Below are 19861 nucleotides of genomic sequence, written 5' to 3'. Positions count from 1 at the left end.
ATCTTGGCGTTCCTAGGCGTCGCCGGCAGGTCGCACCGCGACCTCGTCCGGGGTTCTGAGATCGACCCGGGCGAAGCCCAGGTCGAGCAGGCGTTCGCGCTGATCCAGCGCATCGAGGCGGATCAGGGCCGCCTCCTGTTCGGTGGCGGGCAGCTGGATCAGGCTGCCGTCCTTCAGACGCAGATCCCAGCGGCGCTCGTCCACGCGCACCAGGGCGTCCACCATCCCCATCAGGCGGGGACGCTGGGCCAGCAGCGGCAGGATCTCGCCGGCCGCGACATCGGCGCCCTTGCCCACGACCAGCGGCAGGGTCGGATATCGGCGCGCATCGGCCCCGTCGATGACCTGACCGCGCGCATCGATGACCTTGATCTGGCCGGCCTCCTGCCAGACGGCGAGGCGGTCGTGTTCCTTGACCTCGACGATCAGGGTGTCGGGCAACAGGCGCACCACGCGCGCCTCCTTGACCCAGCCCACGCCCTGAACCCGCGTGCGAATCGCGTCCAGATCCAGGCTGGTGATCGGCTGGCCGGAGTAGAGACCCAGCGCCTGCTGGATCGCCGGCTCGGCCTCGGGCGAGGCGCCGGTGATGTGCACCCGCTTCAGCGTCAGCCCCATGCCGGCCGTCAGATTATCGACCCCGTGCGAGACCGAGGCGCCGATCCGCTCGGCGCGCGCCCCCGTGGCCAGAACCCCGACCAGCAACAGCGCGCCGGCGCCCAGGGCGATCACGGCGGTGCGGGGCGAAATATCGACACGGCCGATGGCGGCCATCTTGCCGGGAATGGCGGACGCGTTCTTGGCCCCGCCACGCGACCGACCTCCGCCCTTGGGAGCCGCGCCGCGTTGGGGAGCCTGATTAGAACTCTGTCGCCGACCGCCGCGAACTACCGCGGGCATGAGGCGTCCTCCACCATCCACCGAACCAGATCGTCGTAGCTCATCCCGGTGAAGGCGGCCTGCTCGGGAGCGAGCGAAGTCGGGGTCATACCGGGCTGAGTATTGACCTCCAACAGGACCAGATCGTCCTTAACATCGTCATAACGGAAGTCGGATCGTGACACGCCCCGGCACCCCATGGCGAGATGCGCGGCCTCGGCCTGGCGCAGGGCCTTTTCGAACACAGCGGCCGGCAGGACAGCAGGCAGGACGTGAACAGACCCGCCCGGCGCGTATTTGGCCTCGTAGTCGTAGAAACCCTTGGTCGGGGTGATGTCTGTCACCGTCAGGGCGCGCGGCCCGGCCGGTTCGCCCAGCACAGTGACGCACAGTTCCTTGCCGGCGATATAGGGTTCGACCACGACCTGTTCGCCATAGGTCCAGCCCGGCTCGCCGACTTCGGCCACCGGCCGATTAGCGCCCTCGCGCACCAGGAAGACGCCGACGGATGAGCCTTCCGCGTTCGGCTTGACCACATAGGGCGGGTCGATGACGTGGCGGCTGGCGACCTCGTGGCGGTCATACAGGCCGCCGCCCGGCACCTTGATGCCCGCCGCGCGCAACACGGCCTTGGACTTGTCCTTGTCCATCGCCAAAGCCGAGGCCAGCACGCCGGAATGGGTATAGGGAATCCGCAGCGTCTCCAGCACGCCCTGAACGCAGCCGTCCTCGCCCCAGGCGCCGTGCAGGCAGTTCAGCACCACATCGGGCTTGATCAGGCCGGACAGCACATTGGCCAGGTCGCGCCCGGCGTCCACGCGACTGACGCGCACGCCCTGCCGCTCCAGCGCCTGGGCGCACTGCTCGCCGGACGATAGGGACACCTCCCGCTCGGCGGAAAGGCCGCCCATCAGGACGGCGACATGAAGGTCTGTGAAAGCGCGGGCCATGACGTCTCCGATTGCGGCCTACATGTTTAACAAGCCATCAACCTTCTCGCCTCCGCGATTGAAATTTTGTGGTTAGGTCGGCCGACCGATCCGCTTGATCTCCCACTCCAGCTGCACGCCGATCTTGGCCAGGACATCGGCGCGCACCGCCTCGCCCAGGCCCTCGATGTCGGCGGCGGTCGCCTCGCCGGGGTTGATCATGAAGTTGGAGTGCAGATCGCTGAACATCGCCCCGCCCCCCCCATACGGTGCTGGCTCGGCGTGCAGCCTCCCGCGCCACCCTGCCTCGTCCACCAGCTTCCACGACGAATGGCCGGGCGGGTTCTTGAAGGTCGAGCCGCCCGTCTTCTCCCGGATCGGCTGGGTGGTCTCGCGGCGGCTGGTGATTTCGTTGATGCGAGCGGCGACGGCCTCGGGCGCGTCGGGCGCGCCGCGATAGATCGCCTCGACCCAGATAATGTCGGCCGGCACCTGGCTATGGCGATAGGTGTAGCCGAAGTCGGCCAGGGCGTAATCGACCCGCTCACCCTTGCGGTTCAGTCCCCAGGCCGAAACCAGCACGTCCTTGGTTTCCGAACCATAGCAGCCGGCGTTCATGGTCAGGGCGCCGCCGATGGTTCCGGGAATGCCGGCATAGAATTCCAGCCCGGCGATCCCCGCCTTGGCCGAGGCCTTGGCGACCATGGAATCCAGCGCGCCCGCACCGGCCGTGATCGTATCGCCGTCCGTCGTGATCTGCGCCCAAGGCCGCCCGGCCAGGCGGATCACCACCCCCTCGACCCCGCCGTCACGGACGATGACGTTCGAGCCGACGCCCAGCACCGTCACCGGCACGGCCGGGTCCAGCGCCTTCAGAAAGTCGGCCAGATCCTCGGCGTCCGCCGGGATGAACAGGGCCTCCGCCGTCCCGCCCACGCGGAACCAGGTGAAGGGCGCAAGCGGTTCGTCGCGCAGGAGCTTGCCGCGCACGGAAGGAAGGTTGTCACGCCAGGTCATTGGTTCCTCTTCTCACATTCCTTCTCCCAGTGGGAGAAGGTGGCCCGCAGGGCCGGACGAGGGTCGGGCGGCGGGCCAGTTCGCACCACCTGCCCCTCACCCTTTCGCGCCGGAATGATCGCTTCGCTCTCGTGCGCTCAAGCCCTCTCCCCACGGGAGAGGGTGACCATCATTCCAGCGCTTCCAACTGCGCCGGCAGGCCGTAGGCCCAGCTGGTGATGTCGCCGGCGCCCAGCAGCACGACCACGTCGCCGGACTGCGCCTCTTCCTTGATCAGGCGCGGCAGGACGGCGGCGTTCTCCAGCGCCTGCACCTGTCGGTGGCCATAGCGGCGGATGCCGTCGGCCAGGGCGTGCTTGTCCACCCCCTCGATCGGCTGCTCGCCCGCCGGATAGACGTCGGCGACGATCACGCTGTCGGCGTCGGAAAAGGCTGTCGAGAAGTCTTCCATCAGATCGCGCAACCGGGTGTAGCGATGCGGCTGGACCACGGCGATCACCCGTCCCTCGGCCACCTGGCGGGCGGCCTTCAGGACGGCGACGATCTCGACCGGGTGGTGGCCATAGTCGTCAACGATCCGCACGCCGTTGACGACGCCCGTGGTGGTGAAACGCCGTTTGACCCCGCCGAACCCGGCCAGACCCTCGCGGATCGCGTCATCCGACACGTCCAGCTCGCGCGCCACGGCGATGGCGGCCAGGGCGTTGGAGACATTGTGCCAACCGGCCATCGGCAGGTGCAGGTTCTCGATCCGGTGGGTCTCGCCGTTCTGGATCACGACGTCGAACCGGGCGCCGTCCGGCCCCATCTCGCAACCCTCGGCCCGCACCATGGCCTGGGGATTGACGCCATAGGTCACCAGCCGCCGGTTATCGATCGAGGCCACCAGCTTCTGCACCTCGGGATGGTCCAGGCAGACGGCGGCGAACCCATAGAAGGGGATATTCTCCACGAAATCGACGAAGGCCTTCCGCACGGCGTCGAAGTCGCCGTAGTGATCCAGGTGTTCCGGGTCGATATTGGTCACGATGGCGACCGTCGATTTCAGGCGCAGGAAGCTGCCGTCGCTCTCGTCCGCCTCGACCACGATCCAGTCGCCGTCGCCGACCTTGGCGTTGGTGCCATAGGCGTTGATGATGCCGCCGTTGACCACCGTGGGGTCCAGGCCCGCCGCATCCAGCAGGGCCGCCACCATGGAGGTCGTCGTCGTCTTGCCGTGGGTGCCGCCGACCGCGATGGAGAATTGCAGCCGCATCAGTTCGGCCAGCATCTCGGCGCGCCGCACCAGGGGAATCCGCCGCGCGCGCGCCGTCTTCATCTCCGGGTTCTCGGCCTTGACCGCCGTCGAATAGACCACGGCCGAGACGCCTTCGCCCACATGGGCGGCGTCATGGCCGATGAAGATCTTGGCCCCCAGGCTCTCCAGCCGTTCGGTATTCGCGCTGGCCTTGGCGTCCGAGCCCTGAACCGAATAGCCGATCTTCAGCATGATCTCGGCGATGCCGCTCATGCCGATGCCGCCGATGCCGACGAAATGGACGGGACCGAGGTCGAACGGAACGGGGCGAAGGCGAGCGATCATCGAAGCGTCATAGACGCGGCTTCGTCCCCTGCGAAGGGCGCGGCGTCGTCCGAACGCACTTTTATGTGAGGCGCGCAGACGCCGATTGCGCGCTGCCGCACAGAACTTCGCCGCCGCGCCCGCGTTCCTTGATCAATGCGCGTCCGGACGCCTCGTCCGCGCCATGACCCCGAGGATTTTCAGATGGCAAAGCCCCCCACTCCCGCCGTGGCGACCACGCTCGGCAATGCCGGCGAACTGCACCAGACCGCCTCGACGCCGCAGACCCGCATGACGACCAATCACGGCGCCCCGATCAGCGACGACCAGAACTCGCTGAAGGCCGGCCCCCGCGGCTCCACCGTGCTCGAAGACTTCATCCTTCGCGAGAAGATCCAGCATTTCGACCACGAACGCATCCCCGAGCGGATCGTCCATGCGCGGGGTTCGGCCGCCCACGGCTATTTCGAACTGACCGACAGCCTGGCCGACTACACCACCGCCAAGATCCTGACCGAGGTCGGCAAGAAGACCGAGGTCTTCACCCGCTTCTCCACCGTGGCCGGGGGCGCCGGCTCCGTCGATACGCCGCGTGACGTGCGCGGCTTCGCGGTCAAATTCTATACGACCGAAGGCAACTGGGACCTGGTCGGCAACAATATCCCGGTTTTCTTCATCCAGGACGCGATCAAGTTTCCCGACCTGATCCATTCGGTAAAGATGGAGGCCGATCGCGGCTACCCCCAGGCCGCCAGCGCGCACGACACCTTCTGGGACTTCATCGGCCTGATGCCTGAGAGCACCCACATGATCATGTGGGCCATGTCGGACCGGGCCATTCCCCGCTCCCTGCGGATGATCGAGGGCTTCGGCGTCAACACCTTCCGTCTGGTCGACGCCGACGGCAAGCCGACCTTCGTCAAGTTCCACTGGCGGCCCAAGCTGGGCACGCAATCCACCTGCTGGGACGAGGCGGTCAAGATCGCCGGCGCCGATCCGGACTATCACCGCCGCGATCTGTTCGAGGCGATCGACCAGGGCGACTTCCCCGAGTGGGAGTTCGGCGTGCAGCTGCTGAGCCAGGAAGAGGCCGACGCCCTGCCCTTCGACATTCTGGACGCCACCAAACTGATCCCGGAAGAACTGCATCCGATCCGCGTGGTCGGCCGCATGGTCCTGAACCGCAACCCCGACAACTTCTTCGCCGAGACCGAACAGGTGGCCTTCCTGCCGACCAATATCGTGCCTGGCATCGACTTCTCGGAGGACCCGCTGCTGCAGGGCCGGCTGTTCTCCTATCAGGACACCCAGCTGTCGCGCCTGGGCACGGTCAACTTCCATCAGATCCCCATCAACCGGGCCAAGGGCTGCCCCTTCCAGAACTTCCAGCGCGACGGCCACATGCAGACCCAGGTCTTCATGGGCCGGGCCAACTACGAACCCAACAGCCTGGCCGATGCGGGCGAAGAGGGCGGCCCCCGCGAGGATCCCAAGGGCGGCTTCCGCAGCGCCGCCGTCCCGGTGGAGGGCGAAAAGGTGCGGCTTCGCGTGGAAAGCTTCGCCGACCACTACAGCCAGGCGCGTCTGTTCTTCCGCTCGCAGACCGAGATCGAACAGGCCCACCTGGCCAGCGCCATCGTGTTCGAACTGTCCAAGGTGTCGCTGCCGCATGTCCGCGAGCGCATCCTGGGGAACCTGCTCAATGTCGATGAGACCCTGGCCCAGCGGGTCGCCGACGGCCTGAACCTGCCGCTGCCCAAGGCGTCGGACGCCGCCGCCGAACCGTTCGACATGGACGAATCGCCCGCCCTGCGCATCGTCGGAAAATATCCCGACACGCTGAAGGGACGAAAGGTCGCCATTTTGGTGGCCGATGGCTCGGACGGCGCGGTTGTCGACGCCGTGCGTGCGACGGTCGAGGGCGACGGCGGGTCGGTCTTTATTGTCGCGCCCAAGATCGGCGGCGCCAAGATGAAGGGCGGCAAGACCCTGGCCGCCGACGGCCAGCTGGCCGGCAGCCCGTCGGTCCTTTTCGACGCGGTCGCCATCGTCCTGTCCGACGACGGTTGCGCCCACTTGATGAAGGAAGGCGCGGCGGTCGATTTCGCCAAGGACGCCTTTGGGCACCTGAAGGCCATCGGCCACACGCCGGAGGCCCAGCCCCTGCTGGACAAGGCCGGCGTCGAGCCGGACGCGGGCGTGGTCGATCTGTCCAAGGCGGCCGACGCCTTCCTCGCCCCCGCACGCACTCGTCAGTGGGATCGCGAGCCCAAGGTGCGCATGCTGGCCTAGGGAAAAACGGAACCGGCGCGATCGCTTCGCGCCGGTTACCCCACCTTAACCACAAGGATTCACCATAGCGGTCTCATTGTTGCGGGGCCGCTTTCCATGTCCGATCTGAAGACCCCAGTCCTCGCCAGGGACGTCATCCATCGTGGCGACTGCATCCAGGTGCTGAAAAGCCTGCCCGACGCCTCGGTGGACATGGTCTTCGCCGACCCCCCCTATAATTTGCAGTTGGGCGGCGACCTGCTGCGTCCCGACAACTCCAAGGTCGACGCCGTGGATGACGACTGGGACAAGTTCGCCAGTTTCGCCGACTACGACGCCTTCACCCGCGCCTGGCTGACGGAATGCCGTCGTGTGCTGAAGCCTGAGGGTTCGATCTGGGTGATCGGCTCTTATCACAACGTCTTCCGCCTGGGCGCGGCGATCCAGGACCTGGGCTTCTGGGTGCTGAACGACATCATCTGGCGCAAGTCCAACCCGATGCCGAACTTCAAGGGCACCCGTTTCACAAACGCCCACGAGACCCTGATCTGGGCCGCCCGCTCGCGCGAGCAGAAGCGCTACACCTTCAACTACGACGCCTTGAAGGCCTTCAACGAAGACACCCAGATGCGCTCCGACTGGACGTTCGCCCTGTGCACCGGCGAAGAGCGGATCAAGGACGCCGACGGCAAGAAGGCCCATCCGACCCAAAAGCCAGAAGCCCTGCTGCACCGCGTCCTGCTGTCGGCCACCCGTCCCGGCGACGTGATCCTGGACCCTTTCTTCGGCACGGGCACCACGGGCGCCGCAGCCAAACGTCTGGGCCGCCACTACATCGGTATCGAGCGTGACGAGACCTATGCCGATGTCGCCCAGGCCCGCATCGCCTCGGTCATTCCCGCCACCGCCGAAGACCTGATCGTCACCGGCTCCAAACGCGCCGAACCCAAGGTGCCCTTCGGCGCCCTGGTCGAAGCCGGCCTGCTGCAACCCGGCGACCGCCTGTACTGCCCCAAGGGCGAGCGCGAGGCGCGGGTCCGCGCCGATGGGTCCCTGGTGTCCGGCTCGCTGAGCGGCTCGATCCACAAGCTGGGCGCCCTGTTCGAGAACGCGCCCGCCTGCAACGGCTGGACCTACTGGCGCTTCAAGACCGACCAGGGCTTCAAGTCCATCGACGCCCTGCGGTCCGAGGTACGCGCAGCGATGTGACTGGGTGCGACAGGCTGTCGCACCCAGTCACTTCAACCACTTAGGCCCCAACTGGCGCCCAACTGTACGGAATCGCATCGAGAACTCGGGGCCAGCTTCGCCGTAACCGCCCGAAACCTAAGTGAAAATTCGTCATGCCGCGACGGAACTTCGCAGTTGCGGGATCATTGTGTTCTGCGGCCCCTGCTGGGCGGGTCGGAGCACAGACATCATGAAGATCGCGCAGGTCACACCGCTTTACGAGGCCGTCCCTCCAAAGCTGTACGGCGGCACCGAACGCGTCGTCGCCCACCTGACTGACGCGCTTGTCGATCTCGGCCATGACGTCACCCTGTTCGCCAGCGCCGACGCCCACACCCGGGCGCGCCTGGTGCCTGTCCGCGATCAGGCCATCCGCCTCGATCCCGCCCCGCTGAAATCCGACCTCGCCGCCCACCTGTCCATGCTGGGCGAGGTTATGGACCGCGCCGACGACTTCGATGTGATCCATTTCCACACCGACATGATCCATTTCCCGCTTTTCCGGCAGTATGCGGACAAGACCATTACCACCCTGCACGGCCGCCTGGACATGAAGGACCTGCCCAGCGTCTACGCCCGCTGGAGCGAGTTCGGTCTGGTCTCCATCTCCGACGACCAGCGCAAGCCCCTGCATTTCGCCAACTGGAAGGCGACCGTTCATCACGGCATGCCGGGCGAACAGTATCTGTTCTCGCCCAGGTCGGAGGGCTACCTCGCCTTCCTGGGCCGCATCTCGCCCGAGAAACGCCCCGACCGCGCCATCGAGATCGCCACCAAGCTCGGCAAGCGCCTGAAGATGGCCGCCAAGGTGGACGCCGCCGACAAACGTTATTGGGAGGAAACCATCCGCCCAATGGTCGAGGGCAATCCCCTGATCGAATTCATCGGCGAAATCGGCGACCACCAGAAGTCCGCCTTCTTGGGAGGCGCCGACGCCCTGCTCTTCCCAATCGACTGGCCCGAACCCTTCGGCCTGGTGATGATCGAGGCCATGGCCTGCGGCACTCCCGTCGTCGCCTTCCGCTGCGGCTCCACACCCGAAATCATCGAGGACGGCGCCACCGGCTTCCTGGTCGACACGATGGAACAAGCTGTCGCCGCTGCCGGCCGCGCCCACCTGCTGGACCGCGAGGCCGTGCGCGCCCGCTTCGACCTGCGGTTCTCCGCCACGGCCATGGCGCGCCGCTACCTCGACGTCTACGGCGACCTTCTGGCGCGGCGCCCCTTCGCCGAAGCTGCGCTGAACGACGTGGTCACGCCCTTGCGGCCCCTCAGCGAGGATCGCAGCTTCGCCGCCATAGCCTGAGCTCGACCGGGCGCGAATGTCCAAGAAAAACAGGCGGCGGAGATGAACTCTCCGCCGCCTGTTTCATTTCATCTGCCAAGCGGCCCCTCAGCGCCGCATTCGGGTGTGATACGTTCGGCCAAGGCCTCAAACGCGACGGGGAAGAGACCGCATGGACGACGCCTATTCCACCCAGCTGACGGCTGGTGAAACCGTCGAGGCCTCCGGCCTTGAACAGCTGATGGCGCTAAAGGACGGCGACACCTTCCTGGTCGCAGACGGCTGGGGCGACATGAAGGGCGGCGCGGACGGCCTGTTCGTCAATGACACGCGCGTCCTGTCGCGCTGGACCATGACGGTGGGCCTGCTGAAGCCGTCGCGCCTTTCATCGGGCGTCAGCCAGGACAATGTCTTCTTCTCCTGCCACACAACCAACCGTCCCCTGCCCCCGATGGGTGGGCGCTCCGCCCCGGCCGGGGTGCTGCATATCGAGCGTCGTCGCTTCCTGTGGGGCCGGCGGATGTTCGAGCGCATCCAGATGGTCAACCACGGCGTCGAGGACATTCTTCTGCCGCTGGCCTTCGACTTCGGGGCCGACTTCGCCGACATCTTCCAGGTGCGCGGCACGCCGAGAGCCAAGCGCGGGACCATCCACACCCCCACCAGCGACGGCCGCCGCGTCACCTTCCGCTACACCGGCCTGGACGACGTCGAACGCTCAAGCTGTCTGGCCTTCTCCGAACCGCCGGCCCGCCTGACCCACCAGCGCGCCGAGTTCATGTTCAGCCTGCCCAAGGGTCGGGCCATGGACCTCTTCATCGAATGCGGCGTCGATTCCTGCGAGGCGCCGGACGCGACCCGCTGGCGGCTGAACGCCATCCAGGCCCGGCTGGCCATGCGCGCCAAACGCCGTCGCGGCGCCTCGGTGCGTGGTCCGCGCAGTCCACGCTTCAACGACTGGCTGGATCAGTCGCGCGCCGACATGGCCCTGTTGACCACCGACCTGCCGACCGGCCCCTATCCCTATGCCGGCACGCCCTGGTTCTCGACCCCGTTCGGGCGGGACGGCATCATCGCCGCCTGGCAGATGCTGTGGCTGGACCCGTCCCTGGCCAAGGGCGTCCTGACCTACCTTGCCAGCCGCCAAGCCACCGAGACCTCGCTGTTCCAGGACAGTCAGCCCGGCAAGATCATGCACGAGACGCGCGGCGGCGAGATGAGCGTCCTGCACGAGGTGCCGTTCGGCCTCTATTACGGCGGGGTCGACACGACCTGCCTGTTCGTCGCCCTGGCCGGCGCCTACGCCAGCCGCACCGGCGATCTGGACCTGATCCGCACGCTCTGGCCCAATCTGATCGCCGCCGCCGACTGGATGCGTGACTATGGCGACAGCAACAACGACGGCCTGATCGACTATCAGCGCGGCGCCGACACCGGCCTGTCCAACCAGGGCTGGAAGGACTCGGAAGACAGCATCTTCCACGCCGACGGCCGCTTCCCCAAGGGGCCCATCGCGCTTCTGGAAGTCCAGGGCTACGCCTTCGCCGCCTGGAAGGCCCTGGCCGACCTGGGCGAGCGGCTGCACGACGACCGCACGACCGAATGGCGGATGCGCGCCGAACAGGTCCGCGCCTTGGTCGAGGACAAGTTCTGGATGGAGGACGAGGGCTTCTATGCGGTCGCCCTGGACGGCGACGGCGAGCAGTGCCGCGCCATCGCCTCCAACGCCGGACATCTGCTGTTCACCGGCCTGCCGTCGCTGGAGCGCGCGCGTCGCGTCACCAAACGCCTGCTGTCGGCCGAGTTCCGCACCGGCTGGGGCATCCGCACGCTGGAGCTGGGCCAGGCCCGCTTCAATCCGATGAGCTATCACAACGGCTCGGTGTGGCCCCACGACACCGCCATGGCCGCCGCCGGCATGGCCAACTATGGCGAGCGCGACGCCGTCGCCGCCATCCTGGCCGAGATCTACGCCGCCGCCGCCCATTTCCACCTGCGACTGCCCGAACTGTTCTGCGGCTTCCCCCGCGAACCGGGCGAGCCGCCCATCGCCTATCCGGTCGCCTGCCTGCCCCAGGCCTGGGCGGCGGGTTCGGTCTTCCTGATGCTGCAGGCGACCCTGGGCCTGTCCATCGACGCCTGGACCCAGACGATCGACCTGGCCGATCCGGTCCTGCCCGCCGGCCTGGACCGCCTGAGGATCGCAGGCCTGGAGTTGGGCGACGCCGTCGTCGATCTGAACATCCAGCACGCGGGCGGCCGCGCCGTCGTCATCCCCAATCACAAGCAGGGCAAGGTCTCGATCCGCACCCTGCGGTGAGCCCTATGTGAAAAAGTCGGGCGCACTCGCCCGATCCAGCGCCTTGGCGAACACCGTGGGCAAGGCCGCCCGCGCCGCCTCGACCGGCATCCAGCGCCAGGAGCCGTCCGCCTCGCCCCGCGCCGTCATCACCGTGAGGGTCAGGCTGAAGTGGGTGAAGACGTGCTCCACCGCCCCCGCCTCGCGCCAGTCGGCCTTGATCGGCGGCTCCCCCGTCGGCGCGTCCGTCGTCCACTCGCTGGTCGGCAGGCCCAGCATCCCGCCCAGCAGGCCCTTGTCCGACCGTGTCTCCACCGCGACCCGCCCCTCGGCATCGACCAGCACATAGGCGACGCCCCGCCGGTGCGGCCGATCCGCCTTCTTGGTCTTGAGCGGAAACCGCGCGGGTTCGCCGCTCGCCAAACCCAGGCATTCGCTAGCCACGGGACAAGCCCCGCACGACGGCGACTTGGGCCGGCACACCGTCGCCCCCAGGTCCATCAACGCCTGCGCCCAGTCGCCCGGCCGTTCGTCCGTGATGAACAGCCCCGCCAGCCGCCTCAGCTCGGGCCGCGCGGCCGGGACCGGCGTCTCGACCGCAAACAGCCGCGCCATGACCCGCTCGACATTGCCGTCCACCACATTGGCCGCCTGGTCGAAGGCGATGGAAGCCACCGCCGCAGCCGTATAGGCGCCCACCCCCGGCAGGGCCAGCAATCCGGTCTCCGTATCCGGGAACACCCCGCCATGCTCGCCCGCCACCGCCCGCGCGCAAGCCAGCAGGTTGCGTGCGCGAGCGTAGTAGCCCAGCCCCGCCCAGGCCCCCATAACCTCCGCATCCTCTGCCGCCGCCAGATCCGAGACCGTCGGCCAGCGCGTGGTGAAGGCGTGGAAATAGGGCGTCGCATGCGGCACGGTCGTCTGCTGCAGCATGACCTCGGACAGCCAGACGCGATACGGCTCTGTCCGCGCCGCGCCCACGGCCGCCCGCCACGGCAGGCTCCTCGCATGGGCGTCATACCAGGCCAGCAGCCGGGATCGGATCAGGACGATGTCGGGAGAGACGCAAGCCATGGACCGGGCTATATAGACCCATGCGCCGCACGCTGCCCACAGACGCCGAGGTCCGCGAGATCCTGTCTCGCCGCCGCACCCGTCCGGTCCCCCGGCCGGCGCCGCGCGCGGGCAAGGCGCTGACGCCGCTGATCAAGAAGCTGGACGATCAGTTTGGACGCGGCGCAGGGGCGCTGGAGCCCCGCTGGCGCGAGATCGTCGGCGACCGCCTAGCCCGCGTCACCCGCCCGCAAAAGCTGACCAAGGGCAAGGGCGGCCAGCCCGGCGTGCTGGAGCTGCGCGTCGCCGGCGCCGCCGCCCTGCTGATCCAGCACCAGTCGGAAGACATCTTGGCCCGCGTGAACCTGTTCCTCGGCGCCGGATCGGTCGATCGCCTGCGCATCGCCCAGGGGCCGGTCGCCCCCTTGAAGGCGCCCGCCGCTCGCCCCGCGCGCAGCGCCAAACCCGCCCCCCTGCCCGCCCAGGCCGAGGCCGACCTCGCCGCCTCCATCGCCGCCGTCCCCGACAATCTCAAGGCCGCCCTGGCCCGCCTGGGCCGCGCCACCCTGTCGCGTTCGAACGACCGCGACTGAAAGTACGACCGCCGGCCAGGACGAGCTGAACTATGACGCGTCGGGATATTTCCGGCGCACCAAACGCATCCGGGCCTCGCGAACCGGAGGCGTCAAGGATATCCCGGCCCCGACAAGAGACGCGACGCCCCCGACAACCATCGAGACGGTCAGGTCACGTGAGATGGCGATCGCCAACCCAAATCCGAGGATGCCCGGAAGGCCGGCGGCGAGGACGATAAGACGGTCGCGTGAGATCATCGGCGCACTTTGTCGTCGGTCCATGAACAAGTTCATAAGGCCTCCAACCCCTTCGGATGGACGGCTCGACGCCAGGGTCGCGGTGTCCTGGTCGCCCGCTTGGCTTTCCGGCCCTGAATGAGGTATCGGCGTTGGATGCTGCCCAATCTTCGCCGCACCTGTTCTCGACAAGTCTCGGGTTGCGCTGTTCCGGGGGAATCGCGCCACCATTCGCCAACGATCCGATCAAGGAAGTCCCATGGCCGACACTGAAACCCGCTTCGCCCGCATGAGCCGTCGTGCGGCCATCACCGGCGCCGCCCTGGCGACAATGGCCCTGGCCGCGTGCGGCGGCGGATCCAAGGGCGCTGCCGAGGGCGACATGGGCCTGGGCGCGCCGGAAGGCGCCAAGGTCACCGTGGTCGAATACGCCTCGGTCACCTGCCCCCACTGCGCCCTGTGGCAGAAGAACACCTGGCCGGCGTTCAAGGCCAAATACGTCGACACCAACAAGGTCCGCTACGTCTTCCGCGAACTGCCGACCCCGCCGATCGACGCCGCCACCGCGGGTTTCCTGGTCGCTCGTTGCGCCGGCCCGGACAAGTATTTCGACGTCGTCCACCAGCTGATGGCCACCCAGCAGGAGATGCTGACCTCATCGCCGCGCGACTGGCTGCTGCGCACCGCCCAGGCCGCCGGCCTGTCCGAACAGCAGTTCAACGACTGCGTCACCGACAAGGACGCCGTCGCCGCCATGGAGACCCGCGTCCAGGCCGCCCGCAGCCAGGGCGTGACCGGCACCCCGGCCTTCTACGTCAACGAAACCCAGGTCATCTCGCCCGGCGGCGAGGGCGCCAGCCTGGCCGACCTGTCCACCGCCATCGACGCCGAACTGGCCAAGTAGGATGATCCGCCGCGCCGCCCTCGCCCTGTCGGTCTTCGCCGCCCTGGCCGCCACGGCTCTGGCGGCGCCGGCCTTCGCCGCCGACGCTCCCCCGCCTGTCACGGCCCAGGATCATGTCCTGGGCCGCGCCGATGCGCCCGTGACGGTGATCGAATACGCCTCCTTCACCTGCTCGCACTGCGCAGACTTCCACAACACCGTGCTGCCGGCCTTCAAGGCCAAATACATCGACACCGGCAAGGTCCGCTTAGTTCACCGCAACCTGCCGACCCAGCCCGCCAATGTCGCCGCCGCCGCCGCTGCGGTGGCCCTGTGCGCCGCGCCCGAACGCTACTTCGACGTGGCGGCGGTCTTCATGCGCGACCAGGCCAACCTGCGCACCACAGGCCCTCAGCCCTGGTTCGCGGCCGGCATCGCCGCCAGCGGCAAGACGCGTGAAGAGATCGAGACCTGCCTGCAAGGCCCGACCATCCGCGCTGAACTAGACGCCCAGATCGCGGGCGCCGAGGCGGCCGGCGTCACCGGCACGCCCAGCTTCTTCGTCAACGGGACGGCCGTCGCCGACCACTCGCTGGACGCCCTCTCGGCCGCCATCGACCCTCTGCTCCGGTAGTCCGCCAGGACGATGCAGTTCCAGCGCCTCCGGCTCGTCGGCTTCAAGTCGTTCGTCGACCCGGCGGAGGTGCATATCGAATCCGGCCTGACCGGCGTCGTCGGCCCCAACGGCTGCGGCAAGTCCAATGTGCTTGAAAGCCTGCGCTGGGTCATGGGCGCCAACTCGGCCAAGGCCATGCGCGGCCAGGGCATGGACGACGTCATCTTCGCCGGCGCCTCGGGCCGCCCCCCGCGCAGCCATGCCGAAGTCAGCCTGACCATCGACAACGCCCAACGCCGCGCGCCCCAGCCCTTCACCGACAGCCCCATGCTGGAGGTGTCGCGCCGCATCGACCGGGGCCAGGGCTCGACCTACCGCATCAACGGCAAGGAGGTCCGCGCCCGCGACGTCCAGCTGCTGTTCGCCGACGCCTCGACCGGCGCCAACTCGCCCGCCCTGGTGCGTCAGGGTCAGATCAGCGAACTGATCGCGGCCAAGCCGCAGAACCGGCGGCGCATCCTGGAAGAGGCGGGCGGGGTCGCCGGCCTGCACACCCGCCGCCACGAAGCCGAGCTGCGGCTCAAGGCGGCCGAGACCAATCTGGACCGGCTGGACGACATCGGCCGCGAGCTGGAGACGGCGCTGAACCGGCTCAAGCGCGAAGCCCGCCAGGCCGAGAAATACAAGAAGATCTCCGCCGAGATCCGCGCCCTTCAAGCCGCGCTGCTGTTCGTCCGCTGGAACGACGCCAGACTGGCCGCCGAAGCCGCCGCCGAGGAGTTGCGCGCCGCCGACCGTGCGGTCGCTGAGACCACCACCGCATCCGCCGCCGCCCAGACCGCCGCCCTGACCGCTCAGGAAGCCCTGAAGCCCGCGCGGGAGGAGGACGCCGTCGCCTCCGCCCTGCTGCACCGGGCCAGCCTGGAGCGCGACCGGCTCGACATGGCCGAACAGGCCGCCCGCGCCGAGGTGGACCGGCTCAAGGCCGAGGCCGCCCGCATCGCCGCCGACGTCGAGCGTGAAACCAACATGTCCGCCGACGCCCAGCGCGAACTGGACCGCCTGGACCACGAACTGACGAAGCTGAAGGCCGAGATCGCCGCCGCCCCCGAACGCGGCCCCGAACTGGACAAGGCCCTGGCCGCCGCCGAGGACGCCCGCAAGGCCGCCGACGGCGAGGTCGAACGGCTGGCCGGAACCCTGGCCGCCGTCGAAGCCCGCGCCAATGCCGAGACGGCGCGCAAGCGCGACGCCGAAACTCGCCTGGCCCGCGTTACCGGCCAGCACGATCAGGCGAAGCGCGAACGCGAGGCCCTGGGTCCGCTGGAGACGCCGGAACTGGAAACGGCCCGCCAGGCGCTGGAGACCGCCCAGGCCGAACTGACCGCCGCGCGCGAGGCCGTCGAGGCGGCCGAGGTCAAGCGCGGCGACCTGGCCCGAACCGAGCAGGAGGCGCGCACCGCCGCCCGCGCCGCCGAGGACCGGTTGGGCCGGTTGCAGACCGAGGCGCGGGGCCTGGCCCAGCTGCTGGTCACCGGCAAGCGCGACCATCCGCCTGCGCTCGACAAGGTCCGCGCCGACAAGGGCTATGAGGCCGCCCTCGCCGCCGCCCTGGGCGACGATCTGGACGCGGCGCTGGACGCGAAGGCCGCAGCCTACTGGGGCGGGGCGGACGCGCCCTCCCCGTCCTGGCCCGCCGGGGTCACGCCCCTGTCCGACCATGTCCAGGCGCCCGAGCGACTGAGCGCCCGCCTTGCCCTGTGCGGCGTCGCGTCCCACGCGCAGGCGGCGGACCTCGCCAAGGCCCTGCCGCCCGGCGCGCGCCTGGTCACGACCGAGGGCGACCTCTATCGCTGGGACGGCTTCGTCAGCCGCGCCGAGGCGCCCCGCCCCGCCGCCGTCCGCCTGGCCCAGCGCACGCGGCTGGCCGAGCTGGAGGCCGAGATCGACAAGGGCAGACCCGCCCTAGATCAGGCCCAGGCCCAGCAGAAGGCCGCCACCGACGCCTTCCGCGCCGCCGAGGAGGCGGTGAAGACCGTCCGCCTCAGGCCCTTCACCGCCGAGAAGGCCGTGACCGGCGCCCGCGACCGCGTCGAGACATTGGCCCGGGACCAGGCCCGGCGGGAGGCCCGCGCCCAGGCCTTGGACGACACCGTGACCCGACTTGCGGCCGAGGTGGCCGAAGCTCAAGCCGCGCTGGACGCCGCCCAGACGACCGACGCCCCGTCCGAGACTCTGTCGGCCCTGCGCGACGAGCTGACCGCCGCCCGGGCCGCCGCCGACACGGCCCGCCTCGCCGCACAGACCGCGCGCTCGGACTGCGACGCCGAGGCGCGCGACCGCCAGGGCCGCGAACAGCGCCACGGCAGCCTCACCCGCGCCCGCGATGGCTGGGTGACGCGGTCAAAGGACAGCGCCGCCCGCATCGCCGCCCTGGCCAAGGACGCGGACAAGACCGCCGCCCAGCTGAAACAGGCCGAGGTCGCGCCCCAGGGCTTCGCCGAACAGCGCGGCAAGCTGCTGGACACGCTGACCGCCGCCGAACAGCGCAAACAGGCGTCATCGGACGCCATGGCTCTGGCCGAAACCGCAGCGACCGACGCCGACCGCGCCTCCCGCGCCGCCGAGACCGCCGCGTCGCAGGCCCGCGAGGCTCGCGCCGGCCTGTCCGCCCGCGCCGAGGCCGCCGCAGAGAAGCTGACCGAGGCCGAGACCACCCTGCGCGAGACGGCCCAGATGTCGCCCGACGAACTGGGCCGCAAACTGACCGACGACGCCATCGCCCGCCCGCCCGACGCGGCCGGGGCCGAGAGCCTGCTCTACGGGCTGGAGCGGGAACGCGAGGCCCTGGGTGCCGTCAACCTGCGCGCCGAGGACGAGGCCGTCGAATACGGCGACCGGCTGAACAGCATGAAGTCGGAACGGATCGACCTGACCCAGGCGATCGCCAAGCTGCGCGACGGCATCGACGAGCTGAACGCCGAGGGCCGCGAGCGGCTGGTCGCCGCCTTCGACGTCATCAACGCCAACTTCAAGAGCCTGTTCGAGGCCCTGTTCGGCGGTGGCCAGGCCGAGCTGAAACTGGTCGAGAGCGACGATCCGCTGGAGGCGGGGCTTGAGATCTACGCCTGCCCGCCCGGCAAGCGGCTGTCGGTCATGAGCCTGATGAGCGGCGGCGAGCAGGCCCTGACGGCGGCGGCCCTGATCTTCGGCGTCTTCCTGGCCAACCCTGCGCCGGTCTGCGTGCTGGACGAGGTCGACGCCCCGCTGGACGACGCCAATGTGGACCGCTTCTGCCGCATGCTGCACGAGATGCGCAGCCGCACCGACACCCGCTTCATCGTCATCACCCACAACCCAGTGACCATGAGCCGGATGGACCGCCTCTACGGCGTCACCATGCCCGAACGCGGCATGAGCCAGCTGGTCAGCGTGGACCTGCATCAGGCGGAGAACCTGGTCGCATGATCGCCCTGCTGCTGGCCCTGATCGATCCCCAACTGGTCGAGACCGGCGTCGGCCGGTTCGCCATCTATGCCGACGTGGCCTCCATCGAACAGAAGGGCGACATCGCCCACATGCGCGAGCTTCAGGTCACGGAGGCGGGGTTCAAGGTGGGGGACGTGACCTATGTCGGGGGCTGGTCGCGGTGGGCCTTCGACTGCCGGGCGAAGACGGCGGACCGACTGGACTTCTCTTCCTTGAAGGCGGACGGGACCGAGGGCCCGGCGACGGCCGATCCGGCCCCGGCCTATGCCGCCGCGCCCGGCGGCGATGCGGCGGAACTGCTGGCCGTGGCCTGTGGCGACAGGATCAGTCCCGAGACGCTCACGCTGGACGAAGCAATCCGTCGGGGCCAGGCGGCGCTGGCGGACTGACCGGCCTCTCCTCGCCTTGCGGCCACTCGATGCGGTCGCGCGGCAGGGCTTCGCGGCATTCGTCCCGCATGAAGGCCATCAGCTTCTCGCGTATCTCGCAGCGCAGGTCGAAGGCGACGCCCGCCGAGCGGGCGCTGGCCAGGCAGCGGACCTGGAGGACGCGCTCGGTGATGTCCGTGACCTGCATGACCTGGACGTCGCCGTCCCACAGCTTGGACGACTTCACGATCCCCTCGAAGGCAGTGCGCAGCCGGTCGATCGGCGCCTCGTAGTCGACGTAGAAGAAGGCCGAGCCGATCAGGCGGGCGTTCTCGCGCGTCCAGTTCTGGAAGGGTTTGGTGATGAAATAGGACAGGGGCAGCACCATGCGGCGCCAGTCCCACAGCTTGACCACCACATAGGTCGCGGTGATCTCCTCGACATTGCCCCACTCGTTCTCGACGATGACGGCGTCGTCAAGGCGGATGGGCTGGGTCAGGGCGATCTGGATGCCGGCGACCATGTTGGTCAGTATCGGCTGGAGCGCCAGGCCGGCGATGATGCCGACGACGCCGGCCGAGGCCAGCAGGCTGACGCCCCACTGGCGGAAGCCGGCGATGGTCATCAGGGCCAGACCGACGGTGACGATGAACAGAACCACCTTGGCCACCCGCTGCAGGATGCGGGTCTGGGTCAGGTGTTTCCTGGCCAGCAGATTGTCTTCGACGGCGACATTGTACCGCTTGAGGTGCATCACCGACCACATGTCGAGCACCCCCGAGGCCAGCCAGCCCAGGGTCAGGACGAACAGGAACTGCAGGACGTTGCGGATGTCCTGGGACGGGCCGGGGTCCATCGGCGAGACGGTCACGCCGATGCCGACGCCGATGATGATGATCAGGACGCGCAGCTTGGTGCGGGCGCGTTCGACGATGCCGCGCCAGAAGACGTCCTTGTTCTTCACGACGCGGCGCAGGATGGCGAAGGCGATCTTGTGCGTCAGCCAGCCGCCGCCGACGAACACCAGAAGAACCAGACCGATGACCGCCCATTCGGGCAGCCAGTCGAACTGGCGCCACAGGTCGCGGATCTGGCGGGTGACGGCGATGATTTCGGGAGGCATGGGCTTCCTAACGCATCAGGTCCGAGAGGGTTGAGGTCTCCTCCCT

The 19861-nt window shown here is 68.7% G+C and carries 15 protein-coding genes; 9 read left to right on the top strand and 6 right to left on the bottom strand.

What is annotated here, in order from left to right:
- Positions 1-12: 12 nt before the first annotated feature.
- The 4 genes from ACODSC_RS01530 to murC all read right to left on the bottom strand — a co-directional run bounded on the left by ACODSC_RS01530 (position 13) and on the right by murC (position 4407).
- Positions 13-900, bottom strand: coding sequence for a cell division protein FtsQ/DivIB (locus tag ACODSC_RS01530; protein WP_488811162.1), 888 nt, complete (start codon positions 898-900; stop codon positions 13-15).
- Complete coding sequence (locus tag ACODSC_RS01525; RefSeq protein ID WP_488811160.1) at positions 888-1829, bottom strand: D-alanine--D-alanine ligase; 942 nt, start codon at positions 1827-1829, stop codon at positions 888-890. The genes ACODSC_RS01530 and ACODSC_RS01525 overlap by 13 nt, the downstream gene beginning before the upstream one ends.
- Before the next feature lie 72 nt (positions 1830-1901).
- Complete coding sequence (murB, locus tag ACODSC_RS01520; RefSeq protein ID WP_488811158.1) at positions 1902-2825, bottom strand: UDP-N-acetylmuramate dehydrogenase; 924 nt, start codon at positions 2823-2825, stop codon at positions 1902-1904.
- Between the two features lie 169 nt (positions 2826-2994).
- Positions 2995-4407 carry a UDP-N-acetylmuramate--L-alanine ligase gene (gene murC, locus ACODSC_RS01515; RefSeq protein WP_488811156.1) on the bottom strand — a complete coding sequence of 471 codons (1413 nt, stop codon included), beginning with the start codon at positions 4405-4407 and terminating at the stop codon, positions 2995-2997.
- A gap of 183 nt (positions 4408-4590) precedes the next feature.
- Between murC and ACODSC_RS01510 the strand changes: the two genes are divergently transcribed.
- The 4 genes from ACODSC_RS01510 (at position 4591) to ACODSC_RS01495 (ending at position 11492) form a co-directional block, all read left to right on the top strand.
- Positions 4591-6678, top strand: coding sequence for a catalase (locus tag ACODSC_RS01510; RefSeq protein WP_488811154.1), 2088 nt, complete (start codon positions 4591-4593; stop codon positions 6676-6678).
- A gap of 96 nt (positions 6679-6774) precedes the next feature.
- Positions 6775-7866 (top strand): site-specific DNA-methyltransferase, encoded by a 1092-nt coding sequence (locus ACODSC_RS01505; protein ID WP_488811152.1) that lies wholly within the window; start codon positions 6775-6777, stop codon positions 7864-7866.
- Between the two features lie 211 nt (positions 7867-8077).
- Positions 8078-9193 (top strand): glycosyltransferase family 4 protein, encoded by a 1116-nt coding sequence (locus ACODSC_RS01500; RefSeq protein WP_488811150.1) that lies wholly within the window; start codon positions 8078-8080, stop codon positions 9191-9193.
- 151 nt (positions 9194-9344) lie between these two features.
- A complete protein-coding gene (locus ACODSC_RS01495) occupies positions 9345-11492 on the top strand; it encodes an amylo-alpha-1,6-glucosidase (RefSeq protein WP_488811148.1) in 2148 nt (715 codons plus the stop codon).
- A gap of 3 nt (positions 11493-11495) precedes the next feature.
- Here ACODSC_RS01495 and mutY read toward each other — a convergent pair whose 3' ends face one another.
- Positions 11496-12545 (bottom strand): A/G-specific adenine glycosylase, encoded by a 1050-nt coding sequence (gene mutY / locus ACODSC_RS01490; protein ID WP_488811146.1) that lies wholly within the window; start codon positions 12543-12545, stop codon positions 11496-11498.
- A gap of 20 nt (positions 12546-12565) precedes the next feature.
- Between mutY and ACODSC_RS01485 the strand changes: the two genes are divergently transcribed.
- The 5 genes from ACODSC_RS01485 (at position 12566) to ACODSC_RS01465 (ending at position 18713) form a co-directional block, all read left to right on the top strand.
- Positions 12566-13117: a DUF721 domain-containing protein gene (locus ACODSC_RS01485; RefSeq protein ID WP_488811144.1), complete on the top strand. Its 552-nt coding sequence runs from the start codon at positions 12566-12568 to the stop codon at positions 13115-13117.
- 478 nt (positions 13118-13595) lie between these two features.
- Entirely contained in the window at positions 13596-14240 is a 645-nt protein-coding gene (locus tag ACODSC_RS01480) for a DsbA family protein (RefSeq protein WP_488811142.1), read from the top strand.
- A 1-nt stretch (position 14241) separates the two neighbouring features.
- Complete coding sequence (locus tag ACODSC_RS01475; RefSeq protein WP_488811140.1) at positions 14242-14853, top strand: thioredoxin domain-containing protein; 612 nt, start codon at positions 14242-14244, stop codon at positions 14851-14853.
- 12 nt (positions 14854-14865) lie between these two features.
- A complete protein-coding gene (smc, locus tag ACODSC_RS01470; protein ID WP_488811138.1) occupies positions 14866-18303 on the top strand; it encodes a chromosome segregation protein SMC in 3438 nt (1145 codons plus the stop codon).
- Complete coding sequence (locus ACODSC_RS01465; RefSeq protein ID WP_488811136.1) at positions 18300-18713, top strand: surface-adhesin E family protein; 414 nt, start codon at positions 18300-18302, stop codon at positions 18711-18713. Before smc ends, ACODSC_RS01465 begins: the two co-directional genes overlap by 4 nt.
- Here the strand turns inward: ACODSC_RS01465 and ACODSC_RS01460 are convergent.
- Positions 18664-19815, bottom strand: a complete 1152-nt coding sequence (locus ACODSC_RS01460) for a mechanosensitive ion channel family protein (protein ID WP_488811134.1) — start codon at positions 19813-19815, stop codon at positions 18664-18666. The genes ACODSC_RS01465 and ACODSC_RS01460 overlap by 50 nt on opposite strands.
- Positions 19816-19861: the final 46 nt, after the last annotated feature.

The sequence above is a fragment of the Brevundimonas sp. FG128 genome (assembly GCF_057809775.1).
This window is presented reverse-complemented; position numbering and strand designations above follow the sequence as displayed.

Bases quoted from the DNA above. Each gene is read 5' to 3' on its own strand.
- ACODSC_RS01475 (WP_488811140.1), top strand. From the start codon at position 14,242: ATGATCCGCCGCGCCGCCCTCGCCCTGTCGGTCTTCGCCGCCCTGGCC.
- murC (WP_488811156.1), bottom strand. From the start codon at position 4,407: ATGATCGCTCGCCTTCGCCCCGTTCCGTTCGACCTCGGTCCCGTCCAT.
- ACODSC_RS01495 (WP_488811148.1), top strand. From the start codon at position 9,345: ATGGACGACGCCTATTCCACCCAGCTGACGGCTGGTGAAACCGTCGAG.
- smc (WP_488811138.1), top strand. From the start codon at position 14,866: ATGCAGTTCCAGCGCCTCCGGCTCGTCGGCTTCAAGTCGTTCGTCGAC.
- ACODSC_RS01460 (WP_488811134.1), bottom strand. From the start codon at position 19,815: ATGCCTCCCGAAATCATCGCCGTCACCCGCCAGATCCGCGACCTGTGG.
- ACODSC_RS01530 (WP_488811162.1), bottom strand. From the start codon at position 900: ATGCCCGCGGTAGTTCGCGGCGGTCGGCGACAGAGTTCTAATCAGGCT.
- ACODSC_RS01465 (WP_488811136.1), top strand. From the start codon at position 18,300: ATGATCGCCCTGCTGCTGGCCCTGATCGATCCCCAACTGGTCGAGACC.
- ACODSC_RS01510 (WP_488811154.1), top strand. From the start codon at position 4,591: ATGGCAAAGCCCCCCACTCCCGCCGTGGCGACCACGCTCGGCAATGCC.
- ACODSC_RS01500 (WP_488811150.1), top strand. From the start codon at position 8,078: ATGAAGATCGCGCAGGTCACACCGCTTTACGAGGCCGTCCCTCCAAAG.
- mutY (WP_488811146.1), bottom strand. From the start codon at position 12,545: ATGGCTTGCGTCTCTCCCGACATCGTCCTGATCCGATCCCGGCTGCTG.
- ACODSC_RS01485 (WP_488811144.1), top strand. From the start codon at position 12,566: ATGCGCCGCACGCTGCCCACAGACGCCGAGGTCCGCGAGATCCTGTCT.
- ACODSC_RS01505 (WP_488811152.1), top strand. From the start codon at position 6,775: ATGTCCGATCTGAAGACCCCAGTCCTCGCCAGGGACGTCATCCATCGT.
- ACODSC_RS01525 (WP_488811160.1), bottom strand. From the start codon at position 1,829: ATGGCCCGCGCTTTCACAGACCTTCATGTCGCCGTCCTGATGGGCGGC.
- ACODSC_RS01480 (WP_488811142.1), top strand. From the start codon at position 13,596: ATGGCCGACACTGAAACCCGCTTCGCCCGCATGAGCCGTCGTGCGGCC.
- murB (WP_488811158.1), bottom strand. From the start codon at position 2,825: ATGACCTGGCGTGACAACCTTCCTTCCGTGCGCGGCAAGCTCCTGCGC.